The sequence below is a fragment of the Hanstruepera neustonica genome (assembly GCF_002895005.1).
Taxonomy (GTDB): Bacteria; Bacteroidota; Bacteroidia; order Flavobacteriales; family Flavobacteriaceae; genus Hanstruepera; species Hanstruepera neustonica.
Map to the genome: position 1 here is coordinate 26,558 of NZ_POWF01000009.1, position 15,249 is coordinate 41,806.

Genomic DNA, 15,249 nt, shown 5'->3' on the forward strand with positions numbered 1-15,249 from the left:
TCTTATTTTCTAGGATGATAGGTTTCAATAGCTTTTGTGAGCTGGCTTCTATCCACATGCATATATATTTCAGTCGTAGTAATACTTTCATGGCCCAGCATAAGTTGAATGGCTCTTAAATCAGCTCCGTTTTCCAAAAGGTGTGTGGCAAAGGAATGTCTAAATGTATGAGGTGAAACAATTTTTTTTAACCCAATTTTCTCAACCAATTGCCTAATAATAGTGAAAATCATGGCCCTTGTCAGTTGCTTTCCCCTTCGATTTAAAAATACGGTGTCTTCAAATTCTTTTGGTATGGAGAGGTGACAACGTACTTGATCAATATAAATTTGAATATATTTTTGAGTTGACTTGACTATGGGCACAAAGCGTTGTTTGTCGCCTTTTCCTGTGACTTTTATAAATCCTTCATCAAAAAATAGATCAGAAATTTTAAGATTGGTTAGTTCACTAACCCGCAAACCACAACTGTAAAGGGTTTCTAACATAGCGCGATTGCGCTCACCTTCAGGTTTACTTAGATCGATGGCTTCAATGATAGTGTTGATATCCTCTTCACTTAAGGTGTCAGGTAGTTTTCTTCCAATCTTTGGAGATTCAATAAGGTCTAGTGGGTTATCTTGTCTATAATCTTCAAAGACCAGATAATTAAAAAAACTACGCAATCCAGAAATAATGCGTGCTCTGGAACGTGCATTTAACTCCTTGGATATATGATAAATAAATTGTTGAACGGATTCAGAGGTCAGTTTAAGAGGACCGATAGCAATATTGTTTGAATCGAGATAGGATATTAGTTTTTCAATATCTAGACTATAACTTTCAATAGTATTTTTTGAAAGTCCTCTTTCAATCTTTAAATACATCTGGTAGTCTTTAAGGGCATGCTGCCAAGTCATACACGTATGATTTTATTATGTAAATGTATAAAATTGATTTAATTATTGAATGAGAACAATATTGTTAATAACTTTAAAATTTAACTATATGATAATCAAACAAATGATACCACCTGTTTATAAAACTGTTGATAATGTATGTTAAAATTGTTGATATCCGTAAAAAATTTATTTAGTTTGTATCATATCAATTTTAAAAACTTAACAATTATGAAAAAATTATTACTCTTTACAGCACTTTTAGTCTTTAGTTTCAGAGCCCAAGCACAGGATATTGAAGAAAAAATTAAAGGTGGCGGTTTTTATGTTGGTGCCAATATTGGTTTACCAATTAGCGGAGCAAGTGATGTGTCAACCTTTAACGGAGGATTTGATGTGGCTTATTTGTTTGAGCTTATTGATAATTTAGAGGTCGGTGGTTTAGTTGGATATACTCATTTCGTTGGTGATAATTATCTAAATGTAGATTATGATGATGCTTCATTTATACCAATCGCTGCTTCTGCTCGATACTATTTTGCTAATCATAGATTTTTTGGTGGTGTTGATTTGGGTGTCGGTATTAATGTTGTTGGTGATGCTAAATCGGGTTTTTATGCTAGGCCAAAATTTGGATTTGATTTGGGAACTGTGGCATTGATAGCATCTTTTCAAAGTATTTCAGGTGGTACAGATTATAGAAATAATGGAACGTATTACTATAGTTCCTATAGTAGTTTTACATCAGTTAACTTCGGCGTTGAATTCGGATTTTAAATATCTGAATAGTCAAATAATAAATAAAACCGGAGTTCTAACTTCGGTTTTTTTTGCCATAATTTTATACCTTTACATTATGAAAAAACTCATCATTATCAATGGTCCTAATCTCAATTTGTTAGGTAAACGAGAGCCTGAAATTTACGGCAGTCTGTCGTTTACCGAGTTTTTGGAAGCGATTAAAGTAAAATATGATGATATTTCAATTGAACACTTTCAATCTAATGTAGAAGGAGAACTCATTAATAAACTTCAAGAAGTCGGTTTTGAATATGACGGCATTATTTTAAACGCAGCCGCCTACACGCATACATCTGTTGGAATTGGTGATACCGTTGCTGCTATTCAAACTCCAGTAGTTGAGGTTCATATATCTAATACCTTCGATAGGGAAGACTTTCGCCATCAATCTTATGTGGCGCCGCATGCCAAGGGAATTATTGTTGGGTTTGGTTTGCAAAGCTATGAGTTGGCCATTCAAAGCTTTCTGAAATAACTCATCTAATTTTTTTATTTTTAAATTTACTTACCCTGTGACTTTATCAATAATTATGTGTCTAAATTGGCGAACATAATTTTTACTTTGGAAGAATTAAAAATAGACCCCTCAATTTCTGACGAAAAGTTAGTCACTTTGATAGTGTAGACAAAGAGTTCGGAATTGTTTTCAGTTATTTATGACCGATATGCACCTTTAGTGTACAATAAATGTTTAAGCTTTGTACAAAACAAGGAGGAAGCACAGGATTTAACCCACGATATTTTTGTTAAGCTCTTTGTTAAGATTAAGACTTTTGGTCATAAATCTAAATTTTCAACATGGTTATATTCTTTTACCTATAACCATTGTGTCAATTATGTACAACGTGATTTAAAGAAACGAAGAGATAAATTTCGTTATACCGAAAATGAAAGTGAGCAAGATTATTTAAATCATACGCAAAACACTTTAAATGATGAGATAATAAGTAGCATGGATGCTGAAAAATTGACCAAAGCTCTTGAGTTAATTGATCCAAACGATAAAACCATTCTATTTATGAAATACCAAGATGATATGACCATTGAAGAAATTCAAGATGTATTGGACTTGGGCAAAAGCGCTGTGAAAATGCGATTGAGTAGAGCTAAAAGTAGATTGGTTAAAGCCTATGAAACTATTTGATTATGGAAAATCCTTTTAAAAAAGTCATACATAGCGAAAAGCTTCCAGACATCATCAAAAACAGAGTGATGGACGATATCAATGTTATTAAGTTAGCGTTGGATGTTACTGATTTACTCACTATTAAGTATCCAGAAGCCATCAATGATATACTCAACTTCTCTAACAAGAATAAAAATAAATCTGACTAAATGATTCAACCATGAAAAAAGATATAAACTTCAACCTTTTAGAAGAATTAATGCAAAACGTTTACGATTTCCTACCAAGATTAGTTTTTGGAATTCTATTTGTTTTGGCTACTTGGCTTCTATTAAAATTGATTCTTTTTATTGTCAAAAAATCATTGAAGTTGACTAAAATCAATTATTTGTCTGAAAAATTGAACAATGTCCCTTTTTTGAATTCGGAGTTTAAAATCGACCCTGAAAAAATCATCTTGGTTTTTGTAAAATGGTTTTTCATTTTAATCTTCATCATAATTGGTGCTGAAATTCTAAATTTCGACTTAGTGTCCAATGAAGTTGGAAAGTTGATCCATTATTTGCCTAGATTTTTTGGAGCCTTACTTATTTTCGTATTGGGTATTTATGGTGCCAATTATTTAAAGAAAACTCTGCGAACCTTTTTAAAAGCGGTTGATATTAATGGTTCTAAAGCTATTAGCAATATTCTATTCATCGTGTTGGTTGTCATGGTTTCAATCATGGCATTAAATCAAGCAGGTTTTGATACTGATATCATTACTAACAATCTGTTTTTGATTTTGGGAGCTATTTTAGCATCGTTTACTATAGCGTTTGGTTTTGGATCTAGAGATATTGTTTATAGGTTACTATTGGGGTTTTATTCAAGACGCAATTTTGCTGTAGGGCAGAAGATACTTATTGATGAAAAGGAAGGGATTATTAAAGGTATTGATAATATCAGTATGATAGTGGTTTTCGATGGTCGAAAAGTTGTTTACCCCATAAAGTATATAACCAATAAAAAAATTGAAATTATTGATTGATTATTGTGACTTATCAAGCAAAGCGGTGTCTAAAAAATAAAACCAAAAAAAATTAAAACTGCTTATGGGTGCCAACTTTGATGTTAAGATACTTATCATTTTTTTATTGGTTGCCATTTTAGTTTTGTTAGTAGGTTTGACAGTAAATGTTTTAAAGGACCATAAGTCATCCTTTAAATTTTACAAAACCATTATGAATGAAAAAGATAAAAAAGAACCTCCAAAAAAGGATTCAAAAGAATAGACTATAAGCATTATAGTCACATGTTGTGGTTGGCATATTCAAAGAAGTATGTTATTTAAAAGAAAGGGCTTGATTTATTTGAGCTCTTTTTGTTTTTAATGCTATATTACAGTATGAAAAGTTGCTGGCTCTATTTTTTTGTCTTGATTTTTATTTCCAACTTGTGTATATCCCAATCTCAATTGGAATTTGGACCCAAAGGTGGTTTGAATTTGACTTTTATCAAAGTTCCTGAAGCTAGTTTTGGAGATAATATTGAAGTAAAAGTCGGTTATTATGCTGGCTTGTTTGTAGATGTTCCTATTGAAGGCTCGTTGTCCATTCAACCTGAAGTACTTTATGTTGGCATTAATGACTTTAAATTTATTAACGCTCCAATCTATTTAAAAGTGAAAGCTTCTGACCGATTCAATATTTTAATTGGTCCCAGTATGAATTATTTTTTTGATTTCTTTTCCAATAAGTTCAAAGTTCGCGCAGATTTGAGTATTTCTCATCAAATTCTGAAAGCTTTAAATGTGCACTTAAAGTTTGCTTTAGGATTTGAAGAAGTAACCCCTAATGGTTTGTTTTTAGGAATGGATTTAAGGATATGAAACTTAATACTTTTCTTTAATTTTTAACAAGCCGTAGGTTAATACTTTTTCTAAAGCTTTTAAATCTCTAATGTCACAGTTGTAATGCATTCTATCGAAATAGACAATTTTACCTTTTTTTAAATCGAAAACAAAAAAGCTAATTGAATTCATGTTTTTACCTATTCCAACTGAAAAAAGGGATTCGATAAATAATTGGTAATCACTATTGTCTTCTATAATTAAATTTTTCGCGGTTCGGTATCTTTTGTACTGTTTAATAGGCACTGTATTAAACATAATCTCATTATAGGTTTTCCTTAAAAAAATACTGTCATTTAACAACTTAACTTGTGGCAAAACTTTTGTCACTATTTGCTGACTTATTTTGGCAATTTCAAATCTTAAGTTATCTCTTTGAAGGCTATCGTACCCTGAAAATGTGTAAGAGTATAAAGTTGAATAAGATAATCTAATAATTTTACCATTAATTCTATTAAATTCCCTTTCGTTAGGATCATTTAAACTAATAGGTTCTTCACATGTTTTAATATCTGGGAGAGCTATAGTTTTATTTATTTTTTGAGCATACCCAAAATTTAGAAATAAAAATAAAAGATAAATAATATTAGTTTTCATGTATACAAAATAAAAAACGATTCAGTTCTGAATCGTTTTTTGAAAATTAAGTTGATTTTTTTTTTTACAAATGAATCACTTCATCATAAGCATCAGCTACTGCTTCCATGACGGCTTCACTCATCGTTGGGTGAGGGTGTACTGCTTTTAAAACTTCATGACCAGTGGTTTCTAGTTTCCTGCCCAACACCGCTTCGGCAATCATATCGGTTACACCAGCACCAATCATATGACAGCCTAGCCATTCACCATATTTGGCATCAAAAATAACTTTTACAAAGCCATCTTTGTTACCTCCAGCACTGGCTTTACCAGATGCCGAGAATGGGAATTTACCAACTTTAATTTCCAATCCTTGATCTTTTGCTTGTTTTTCAGTAAGTCCAACTGACGCAATTTCAGGAGAACAATAGGTGCATCCAGGGATATTTCCGTAGTCTAACGCCTCAACATGTTGTCCGGCAATTTTTTCAACACACAAAATCCCTTCAGCTGAAGCCACGTGAGCCAAAGCTTGGCCTGGAGTAACATCACCAATGGCATAATAGCCAGGGATGTTGGTTTGATAGAAATCATTAACGATTATTTTATCACGATCGACTACAATACCAACGTCTTCCAAGCCAATATTTTCAATATTTGATTTGATACCTACAGCCGATAATACTAAATCAGCTTCCAATACTTCTTCACCCTTTTTAGTCTTAACAGTAGCCTTAACACCTTTACCAGATGTGTCAACTTTGGTCACTTCAGAAGAGGTCATGATTTTAATACCATTTTTCTTAAACGAGCGTTCCAATTGTTTAGAAACTTCTTCGTCTTCAACAGGAACTACATTCGGCATAAATTCAACAATAGTAACGTCTGTTCCCATGGAATTATAGAAATAGGCAAACTCAACACCAATAGCTCCAGAACCAACAACAATCATTTTTTCAGGTTGTTTAGGTAGTGTCATGGCCTCTCTATAGCCAATGACTTTTTTGCCATCTTGAGGCAGGCTCGGTAATTCGCGTGAGCGTGCTCCAGTAGCAATAATGATATGGTCTGCACTGTATTCTGTTCCATTAACGTCAATCTTCTTTCCAGGTTTCAATTTTCCAAATCCTTCAATAACGTCAATTTTGTTCTTTTTCATTAGGAATTTCACACCGTTGCTCATACCATCGGCAACTCCCCGGCTACGCTTAACAACAGCATCAAAGTCTTTGTCAGCATCTTTAACCGATAGGCCATAATCTTCAGCGTGTTTCAAATATTCAAAAACTTGGGCAGACTTTAATAATGCTTTTGTAGGGATACATCCCCAATTCAAGCAAACGCCACCTAAACTTTCTTTTTCTACAACAGCAGTTTTAAATCCTAGTTGTGAAGCTCGAATAGCAGTAACATAGCCACCTGGGCCACTTCCAAGAACAATAATATCGTATTTACTCATCGTGAATTTTTTAATCGTTTTTTGAAGCTACGAATTTACGAAATGTGAATTGAATAATGAATATTTATCATTTTTAAAATTATGTTATACGAAAACACTTACTTTTAAGTTATGTTTAAATAAAATTTAGACTATGAGGCACCTTATTTTTTTCTTTTCAATACTGACCTTAATTCTTTTTTCATGTAATAAAGCAGATAAAGAGCAAACTCATAAGTTGGATAAAACAATTTTGAAAGGTTGCGTCATAGGTAGAGATAGTGATACCTTACTATTAGTCAAATCTACAGGAGATGCTAGAAGTGAAGCTTTAGCCAGTATCCCCGTAGTTGATTGGGAGTTTAATTTTGAGTTTAAAACAGATACTGTTCAGGCTTACGACCTGATTTTCAAAGATGAATTTGATGATGGTAGCTGGAGACCAATAAGGTTTTTTTCTGAAAAAGATACCATTGAAATGACGTTGTATGATATGGATTTGTATCAGAATAATGAAATTATAGGAGGGGAAATAAATGCTACTTACGGTGATTATCAAAAAGAGATTTCGATACCTTATATGGTTGAACTGAATGATTTTTATAAAATATTTGATAGTATCCCATACAGCACGATGAATTCCAAAGTGTATGATGAAATTTTGAATAAATTAAAAGAGGCAGAAACACAGGAAGAAAAAGTTGTACTATACAAAAGAATGGATGATTTAAAGGCTGATAAACTTCATAGAAGTGAATTTGGAAAACAAATAGACTCCCAAGTCAATGTGATTCAAAATAAATATTGGGACAAAAAATATGCTTTCATTAGTAAAAACCCTTCAGTAGTATCCTATTCTTTGTTAATTGATGATATAATGAGCTTGGAATATAACCCTGCGCCAAAAGAAAAAATTATAAAGGCTTTTAATGATTTAAAAGAAGCTTACCCAGATCATGTATATACAGCGTTAGCTGAAAACCTTTGGATTGGGTATACGGAACTGCAACCTGGAGGGCAATATATAAATTTTACTGCCCCAGACATTACTGGTATTAGTTATGATTTAAAATCTTTTGTAGACAAAAATGATATAGTACTGTTAGATTTATGGGCTACCTGGTGTGGGCCTTGTATTGCGCGATCAAGATTAATGCGACCAGTTTACGATGAATATAAAGATAAGGGATTTGAAATTGTTGGTGTGGCTGGAGAAAACAAAAACCTGAATGCTTACAAGAAATTCATGACTAAAGAACAGTGGCCTTGGAAAAATTTAATTGAATTGGACAAAAGAAATAAAATTTGGGAAAAGTACAATGTTATGAATGGTGGCGGCGGAATGTTCTTGATTGATGGATCAGGAAAAATTTTGGCAGTTGACCCAAGTGCTGATGAGGTAAAGTCCATTTTAGACAATAGGCTTAAAGATCAATCAATAAAGTTATAAATCCTCCGTAAAATGACGTTTGCCTTTGGGTTTACTAAATTTTTCTTGATTATAGTTCGCTGATTTTCCTTTGGGGATTGAGAGTGATTGCCATTCGGAACCCTTGTTCAATTTAGCTAAAAACACTATTTGCCCCACATGATACGAATAGTGCGCCAATTGTCTATTGATGGCTTCGGTAACCGTATGACCTTGATTTCTGATATAGATTATTTTTTCTAAATCCGACTCTTTAAGTGGCTTTATAGCTTCAAAAAGACAATTCCAACCGGCATTCCAGGATTCCATAAGCTCATCCTTTGAACCATAGGTATCGATGAATTCCTGATCGCGATTGCGCCAAGGTTTTTCACCATCTTCATCTAAAAAATGGGTCCATCTACTCAACATATTACCAGCCAGATGCTTCGCGATAATTGCAATAGAATTCGAGTCTGTTACAAACTCTTTTTGCAGCTCTTCAAGTGTTAATTGTTCTAGAGTTTTATCACCCAACAATTTATAATATTCAAACTGTTTGATGACACTATTTAAATAAGACGTTTCCATAGCTTAAATGTAGTGAAATAAATAACTGCTATTGTGAATAGCCAATAACAAGAAATTATGGCAATATATGGATACGCTATTTTTTTATTTTGAAGGAACAAATTTTAGCGCAACCCCATTAATGCAATGACGCATACCTGTTGTATTTCTGGGGCCATCATTAAAAACATGTCCTAGATGACCACCACAAGTAGCACAATGTTCTTCATCTCGAACGTAACCTAAATCGGTATCTGTACCAAAGGCAACGTTTCCTTCAATTTCTCTGTCAAAACTGGGCCATCCTGTACCTGAATCAAACTTATGTTCACTTTTAAATAGCGGTGTGTTACAAGCAGCACATACGTAAACGCCTTTCTTGTCATTTTTGTTTAGTGGACTTGAAAATGGTCGTTCAGTACCTGACTGTCTCAAAACATAGTATTGCTCTTGGGTCAGTTCTTGTTTCCATTCGGCATCAGACTTAGAAATGGGAAATTCTTCTTGTTGTTTTGTGTCAGTTTTTTGAGCACAACTTTGGAAATTAAATAGGAATACAAAAATTAAAAAAGCGACAATTTTGTTCATGTTTTGCAAGTTTTTAATTAGGTCGTGTTAAGAGAAAATAAATTACAAATGAACTATTAAGTTTATTTCTTACGTATATAAAATAGTCCCTAAATTTGGTGACCAAAAAAAGCAATGTGTGTCCAAATTTAAGAGATGATTATTGTAAATTTGAAAAATAAAACCATTAACTACATGAAAACTAAAAATGTAATAATAGCTACCGCAGTAACATTGTTATTTCTTTCTTGTGCCACTAATCCATTTACAGGAAAACAGACCATGGCATTTGTATCAAATGATCAGTTATTTCCAGCCGCTTTCCAACAGTACAATCAAGTATTATCTGAAAGTAAAGTAATAAAGGGAACAGCACAATCTGAAATGATTACACGAGTTGGGCAACGTATTGCAATTGCAGCAGAACGTTACTTAAACGCCAACGGTCATCACGGTTATTTGAATGATTATAAGTGGGAATATAACTTAATTGAATCTGAAACTGTTAATGCTTGGTGCATGCCAGGTGGTAAAATTGCATTTTACACAGGTATATTACCCATTGCGGAAAACGAAACCGGTATAGCTGCTATTATGGGACATGAAGTTGCACATGCACTTGCTAACCATGGACAACAACGAATGAGTGCGGCCTACATTCAACAAGGTATTGCCGTAGCTGGAAATATTGTATTGGCAGATGACAAAAATTTAGATATATACAACCAAGCTTACGGTATTGCGTCCAATGTAGGAGGGATGCTTCCTTTTAGCAGGGCCCATGAAACGGAAGCCGATAGAATAGGTGTTTATTTGATGGCTATTGCTGGATACAATCCTGATGAAGCCGCTGAATTGTGGAAACGTATGGATGCTATGAGTAATGGACAAGCACCACCGGAAATGTTGAGTACACATCCAGCAAATGAGAGTAGAATTCAAAATTTAACAGCATTGGCTCCTCATGCTAAAGCAGAGGCTAAAAAATTTGGTGTTAACTCTTTTCGACCTTTAGGGGCGTACTAGTTTTTAAAAATATTTGTTACCTTAGAAGCTGCTCACAAATGGGCAGCTTTTTTTATGGAACACTTACCAAAAGGGAGTAAAAAATTACTGAATGCTTGGGCGTTTTATGATTGGGCCAATTCCGTGTACACCCTAACTATTGCATCATCAATATTTCCTATTTTTTATTCATCGTTATTTTTAAGTGAATTAAAGACTGTACAGGCATTTGGCTTCGAATTTAAAAATACAGCTTTAATCACATTTGTAACGGCGTTTACGTTTATCGTGATTGCAATCATGTCACCATTATTATCTGGTATTGCTGATTATGTGGGTAATAAAAAGAACTTTTTGAAATTCTTTTGTTATGTGGGCTCTTTGGGATGTGTCGGGTTGTATTGGTTTAGCGTTGAACCAGATAAAATTTATTTAAGCCTATTATTTTATTTTATGGGTTTGTTAGGATATTGGGGGAGTTTGGTCTTTTACAATTCCTATCTTCCGGACATTGCCTTCAAAGAGCAGCAGGATCGAATTAGTGCCAAGGGGTTTTCCATGGGTTATATAGGTAGTGTTATCTTGTTGATTATTAACTTGTCTATGGTGATGTTTCCTCAATATTTTGGTTTTGATATTGGAGATACAAAAGCAGAAAAAGACGCCGCTTCAGTTGAAGCGATGCGAGTAGCCTTTATTACAGTTGGTATTTGGTGGGCGCTTTTCAGTCAGTATACATTTTGGGTGTTGCCAAAGGGAGCATCTAGTGAAGAAAAAGTAACCAAAGATGTGATTTTTAATGGCTTTAAAGAATTACAACAAGTATGGAGACAATTGAAAGAGAACTTGAGGTTGAAACGCTACTTGTATGCTTTTTTTGTGTTTAGTATGGCTGTACAGACCATTATGTTGGTGGCTGTTTATTTTGGAGAAGAGGAAGTTAATTGGGCCGATTCAGATGAAAAGACGCTTGGTTTGATTATTAGTATTTTGGTCATTCAAATTGTAGCTATTCTCGGGGCTATTCTGACATCTAGGGCTTCCGAAAAATTTGGAAATATAAAAACTTTAATAGCTGTAAATGCTATATGGATGTCATTATGCATTGGAGCCTATTTTGTTACTGAACCGATTCATTTTTATGTAACAGCAGGTTTTGTTGGGTTGGTAATGGGAGGGATTCAATCTTTGGCAAGATCAACGTATTCTAAATTTTTGCCTAAAACGGAAGACACCACATCTTATTTTAGTTTTTATGATGTAGCCGAAAAAGTGGGTATCGTGATAGGAATGATTATATATGGAACTATAGACCAAGTAACGGGCAGTATGCGCAATGCTATATTCTTCTTATTTGTGTTTTTTCTTGTTGGGATATTTTTGTTGTATCGAGTTCCTAAACATGAAACTAACGAGTAGCTCAAAATTTAGTATGTTTGTTCAAATTAATTAATCCCAGTATGAAAAAAATGAAATTAGTTTCTGTTTTTGTTATGGCTTTAGCCATATTCTCTATAACTTCTTGTGATAATGAACCATTGGAAGGTGAGTTTAGTAATGGATCAGGGAGTAGCAATGCAAATATTTCGTCAATTTATGATAAATGGTGGTTTGATTCAGAAGATTTTGCTGCTGATATTTATTTTCATTCAAATGGTGTATATGAGCAGAAAATAATTCTTTTGGGTGTTGAATTTGAAGGGACTGGTGATTGGTATTGGGAAGATGAAAATGCGAGAATAATGAAAATTGAAAATTTAACAGGACAAGGTCAAACAGCTTCTGAAGCATGGTTTAAAATAAATAATATTCAAAATAGTTCATTTGATTTAAAACAATCAACCAACGGCGTAAATTACTCATCAGTAGTGACTTACCTTGATACAGATAATTAGAAATAAAAAAGCCACTCATTGAGTGGCTTTTTTATTTCTATTAAAATATTATTTAGAACTAATACTTCCCGAACCCGATACTTTCGTGTCTTCTTTATCAGGATTACCTTTATACGAAATATCGCCAGAGCCTGCCACACGTGCTTTTAAACTTAAATTACTAACGACTTCAGCATCACCAGATCCAGAAATGGATACTTCGGTATTATCAGCATTTAAACCAAAACCACTATAATCACCCGATCCAGCTATATTAACTTCTAAATTGGTAGTACTTCCTTTTAATTCAATATCACCCGATCCAGCCAGGCTACTTTCAACAGAAGTCGCTTTGATATCTAATTTCATATCACCCGATCCAGCCAATGATACGTCTAAATTAGTCGCGGTTATAACATCTTTGGTCCATAAATCTCCTGAACCAGCCAGAGAAACTTCGTTAATATCTTTAAATGGAATGGTAACAAGAATAGTTTTACCCATGCTGGTTTTAAGATTAATGCCTTTTTCGGTTTTTACGATTAGTTTACCATTTTTCACCTCCGTAATTACATATTCCAAAAGGTTTTCTTCGCCCTCAATCTTCAATTGGCCTTCTGTGCCAGAGACTAAAACGTAATCAAAAGAACCAGCACAACTAATGGCATCATAATCACCAACAGTTCGGTTTATGGTTGTTACATTACCGTTTCCAGATATTTTTTTCCAAGATTGGGCATAATTGACAGTTACTGATAATAATAAAGCTGCAAGTAATAAAAAGTGTTTTTTCATGATTTCTGTTTTTTGATTGTTGTTAGTTTTTATTAAAAGTGACGCTACCGTAATCGGAATTGATTTTCACCAAATTACCTGATGAGGCAGAGCCGTAATATCCAGAATAGTATTTGCTGCCTGATTCGGTACGCTTTTTATTAAATTCAAATCCATCTGAATCACGTAGCGATGCATAATCAAGATCAATATCAAAATTAAAATGATAACCGCTATCGTAGCCAATATTGATGCCAACATAATCTGAATTAATAGTAATGTTGCCAGCATTAGCGGTCATTCGTTTTATCTTAATAGAACCATAATCGGCATCAATGGACACATTTTTATAAATGTCGCCTAAAACAACCGTCAGATAGTCACCGTTACCAGTTACGTTGTTTGCTTTATCTGCTGTAAAGGAGCCATAATCACAGTCATAAGTAATATCTTCAGCAACTTCAAAAACGGATTTTGTATAATCAGCTGACAGGTTGATGTTTTTGGCTTTTGCTATGGTGAACCCACTATAATCGGCATCGATACTACCGCCATTAACATATTCAAAATAACAATTTTGTGTGTAGTCAAAACTTAATGTATTATTACTCGCCATAAGCTCCTTAGTAGTGATTCTACCATAGTCGCAGCTTATTTGAGCACGTCCTTCCAACTTATCTAAAGTAATGCTACCATAATCATTATCCAGATCTACCGAATTCGACATGGGCATTTTGATTACATAATTTATACTCATACTCGAGTTGTTTCCGCTGTTCCAATTCCACCATGATTTAGACTTATTTTTATTAAAGACTGTTTTGGCAGAAACCATATTGGAACTTGATTCAAATTCAACGGTAATTTCATCTAATTTTTTTAAAACTTTTTCTTCGTTGCCACCTTCAACGGTAATGGTAACCTCGATTTCAATGCGATTTTCATTCCAGGTTACTATGTCAAGATTACCGTAACTATTATCAACCTTTAATTCCGCATTAGCATTTACATTAAATGATTTTTTAATAGTTTTTGATTTTTCATGCTTGGCAACTCCAACTGGATTGTTGGAAGCCAACATAAATGCAGGAAGTAATAAGAACAGAAATAGGGTTTTAGATAGTATTGTTGTTTTCATTGTTGCTGTTTTTTTAATTGTTCTACAATTTCAATTTGCTTAAGGGTATTTTGTAATATTTCAATACGATTTTGAAAATTTGAGATCATGGCATAAATCACACGTTGGTCATTACCACTTTGCTTTAAATCACTAATCAACGAATCATATTCCAACTCCAAACGCTTCATTTGATTGAGTGCGTCTTGAATCAATAATTTGGTTTCAGGATTTTTAGCATTTTCCAATTTTTTTAATTCTACTGCAATGGTTGATGTAAAGAAATCTTGTGTTTGTGCCATTTCAGGAGACACGCTGGCTAGTCCTGTTGCATTTGCTTCTTGATTGTTTCCTATTACAAGGGCTACAATCAAAATGACAGAGGCGGCAATGCCAATAAGTGGTTTCCAATTAAAACGCTGTTTCGTAGTTTTTTGAGCAATACTATTTTGCTCGTTTAACTTGGTTAAAAAGCGTCTTTCATGGTTTTTATTAGGTTCTTCAGAATCAAAATGACCTTCCAAATCCTTAAATAGGTTTTCTAAATCATCACTCATAATATTCAATTTAATGATTAACCAATGGTTGTAATTTTTGTCTCAAACTTTCTTTTGCTCTAGAAATGGTTGTTCGGCAGTTTGCGTAAGACATACCCATAATGCCACCAATTTCTTCATAATCATATCCTTCTATTAAATGTAAGGTCAAGGCTACTCTATAATTGTCTTTTAGTGTATCCAGCGTTTTTAAAATCAGTTTTGCCTTGTCGTTTGAATTTGAAAAATCACTATCTATGCCATGATTGACATCTTCAATTTTATACATCACATTATCAAAAGGAACGTTTTGGTACTTATTATTTTTATTAAAATGATAAATACTGTTGTTTATAACAATTCGTTTTAGCCATGAACCAAAAGTCACTGTATCGTTAATGCTGTCAAGTTTTGTAAAGGCAGACAAAAATGAATCTTGCATAATGTCTTCAGCCTCAAAACTGTCCTTTACAATCCTAAAAGCTACATTATACATGGCTTTATAATAGCGATTGTAAATTTCCAACTGCGCAAATTGATTGCCAGTTTTGCAAAGCTCTACAAGCTCTTCGATATTTTTGGTGGTTAGTGTCAAAAAATCAAATTGTTATTATAAAGATGGCTCATGTTCTCGATTGTTACACTTTTATGAAAAAAAAGTTTTATTGATCATTAAATAGATGGC

General features: G+C 33.5%; 20 protein-coding genes. 11 read left to right on the top strand and 9 right to left on the bottom strand.

Annotated features, from left to right (window positions below; genetic code table 11):
- Positions 1–2 precede the first annotated feature (2 nt).
- Complete coding sequence (xerD, locus tag C1T31_RS12180) at positions 3–899, bottom strand: site-specific tyrosine recombinase XerD (RefSeq protein WP_103052791.1); 897 nt, start codon at positions 897–899, stop codon at positions 3–5.
- Positions 900–1,109: 210 nt separating this feature from the next.
- Here xerD and C1T31_RS12185 point away from each other — a divergent pair, with 210 nt between their 5' ends.
- The 7 genes from C1T31_RS12185 to C1T31_RS12215 all read left to right on the top strand — a co-directional run bounded on the left by C1T31_RS12185 (position 1,110) and on the right by C1T31_RS12215 (position 4,675).
- Positions 1,110–1,655 (top strand): hypothetical protein, encoded by a 546-nt coding sequence (locus tag C1T31_RS12185; RefSeq protein ID WP_123912677.1) that lies wholly within the window; start codon positions 1,110–1,112, stop codon positions 1,653–1,655.
- Between the two features lie 79 nt (positions 1,656–1,734).
- Positions 1,735–2,154, top strand: coding sequence for a type II 3-dehydroquinate dehydratase (gene aroQ / locus C1T31_RS12190; protein ID WP_103052860.1), 420 nt, complete (start codon positions 1,735–1,737; stop codon positions 2,152–2,154).
- 165 nt (positions 2,155–2,319) lie between these two features.
- Entirely contained in the window at positions 2,320–2,823 is a 504-nt protein-coding gene (locus C1T31_RS12195; RefSeq protein ID WP_243398943.1) for an RNA polymerase sigma factor, read from the top strand.
- Positions 2,824–2,825: 2 nt separating this feature from the next.
- Positions 2,826–3,014, top strand: a complete 189-nt coding sequence (locus tag C1T31_RS12200; RefSeq protein WP_103052793.1) for a hypothetical protein — start codon at positions 2,826–2,828, stop codon at positions 3,012–3,014.
- An 11-nt stretch (positions 3,015–3,025) separates the two neighbouring features.
- Positions 3,026–3,835, top strand: coding sequence for a mechanosensitive ion channel family protein (locus C1T31_RS12205; protein WP_103052794.1), 810 nt, complete (start codon positions 3,026–3,028; stop codon positions 3,833–3,835).
- A gap of 64 nt (positions 3,836–3,899) precedes the next feature.
- Entirely contained in the window at positions 3,900–4,079 is a 180-nt protein-coding gene (locus tag C1T31_RS12210; protein WP_103052795.1) for a hypothetical protein, read from the top strand.
- Between the two features lie 113 nt (positions 4,080–4,192).
- Positions 4,193–4,675: an outer membrane beta-barrel protein gene (locus C1T31_RS12215; RefSeq protein WP_103052796.1), complete on the top strand. Its 483-nt coding sequence runs from the start codon at positions 4,193–4,195 to the stop codon at positions 4,673–4,675.
- A 3-nt stretch (positions 4,676–4,678) separates the two neighbouring features.
- On the opposite strand, the gene C1T31_RS12220 is transcribed toward C1T31_RS12215, so the two are convergent.
- Positions 4,679–5,293, bottom strand: a complete 615-nt coding sequence (locus tag C1T31_RS12220; protein ID WP_103052797.1) for a hypothetical protein — start codon at positions 5,291–5,293, stop codon at positions 4,679–4,681.
- Positions 5,294–5,357: 64 nt separating this feature from the next.
- Positions 5,358–6,734 carry a dihydrolipoyl dehydrogenase gene (gene lpdA, locus C1T31_RS12225; RefSeq protein WP_103052798.1) on the bottom strand — a complete coding sequence of 459 codons (1,377 nt, stop codon included), beginning with the start codon at positions 6,732–6,734 and terminating at the stop codon, positions 5,358–5,360.
- Between the two features lie 133 nt (positions 6,735–6,867).
- On the opposite strand from lpdA, the gene C1T31_RS12230 reads away from it, so the two are divergent.
- Positions 6,868–8,163 (top strand): peroxiredoxin family protein, encoded by a 1,296-nt coding sequence (locus C1T31_RS12230; RefSeq protein WP_103052799.1) that lies wholly within the window; start codon positions 6,868–6,870, stop codon positions 8,161–8,163.
- Here the strand turns inward: C1T31_RS12230 and C1T31_RS12235 are convergent.
- Together C1T31_RS12235 and msrB are read right to left on the bottom strand one after the other, a co-directional pair.
- Positions 8,158–8,712: a DUF1572 family protein gene (locus C1T31_RS12235; RefSeq protein WP_103052800.1), complete on the bottom strand. Its 555-nt coding sequence runs from the start codon at positions 8,710–8,712 to the stop codon at positions 8,158–8,160. The two genes, C1T31_RS12230 and C1T31_RS12235, sit on opposite strands and share 6 nt — an antisense overlap.
- A gap of 84 nt (positions 8,713–8,796) precedes the next feature.
- Entirely contained in the window at positions 8,797–9,279 is a 483-nt protein-coding gene (gene msrB / locus C1T31_RS12240; protein WP_103052801.1) for a peptide-methionine (R)-S-oxide reductase MsrB, read from the bottom strand.
- Positions 9,280–9,453: 174 nt separating this feature from the next.
- Between msrB and C1T31_RS12245 the strand changes: the two genes are divergently transcribed.
- From C1T31_RS12245 to C1T31_RS12255, 3 genes are read left to right on the top strand one after another with little or no spacing between them, the layout of a single operon-like run.
- Positions 9,454–10,284: a M48 family metallopeptidase gene (locus C1T31_RS12245; protein ID WP_103052861.1), complete on the top strand. Its 831-nt coding sequence runs from the start codon at positions 9,454–9,456 to the stop codon at positions 10,282–10,284.
- 54 nt (positions 10,285–10,338) lie between these two features.
- Positions 10,339–11,682 (top strand): MFS transporter, encoded by a 1,344-nt coding sequence (locus C1T31_RS12250; RefSeq protein WP_103052802.1) that lies wholly within the window; start codon positions 10,339–10,341, stop codon positions 11,680–11,682.
- Positions 11,683–11,723: 41 nt separating this feature from the next.
- Complete coding sequence (locus C1T31_RS12255) at positions 11,724–12,158, top strand: hypothetical protein (protein ID WP_103052803.1); 435 nt, start codon at positions 11,724–11,726, stop codon at positions 12,156–12,158.
- Between the two features lie 48 nt (positions 12,159–12,206).
- Here the strand turns inward: C1T31_RS12255 and C1T31_RS12260 are convergent, their stop codons facing one another.
- Genes C1T31_RS12260 through C1T31_RS12275 form a run of 4 tightly spaced genes read right to left on the bottom strand, consistent with a single transcriptional unit; the run spans position 12,207 to position 15,159 of the window.
- Positions 12,207–12,932, bottom strand: coding sequence for a head GIN domain-containing protein (locus C1T31_RS12260; protein WP_103052804.1), 726 nt, complete (start codon positions 12,930–12,932; stop codon positions 12,207–12,209).
- Between the two features lie 22 nt (positions 12,933–12,954).
- Positions 12,955–14,049, bottom strand: a complete 1,095-nt coding sequence (locus C1T31_RS12265; protein WP_103052805.1) for a hypothetical protein — start codon at positions 14,047–14,049, stop codon at positions 12,955–12,957.
- Complete coding sequence (locus C1T31_RS12270) at positions 14,046–14,585, bottom strand: hypothetical protein (protein WP_243398944.1); 540 nt, start codon at positions 14,583–14,585, stop codon at positions 14,046–14,048. The genes C1T31_RS12265 and C1T31_RS12270 overlap by 4 nt, the downstream gene beginning before the upstream one ends.
- A 10-nt stretch (positions 14,586–14,595) precedes the next feature.
- Complete coding sequence (locus C1T31_RS12275; RefSeq protein WP_103052806.1) at positions 14,596–15,159, bottom strand: RNA polymerase sigma factor; 564 nt, start codon at positions 15,157–15,159, stop codon at positions 14,596–14,598.
- Between the last annotated feature and the right edge of the window lie 90 nt (positions 15,160–15,249).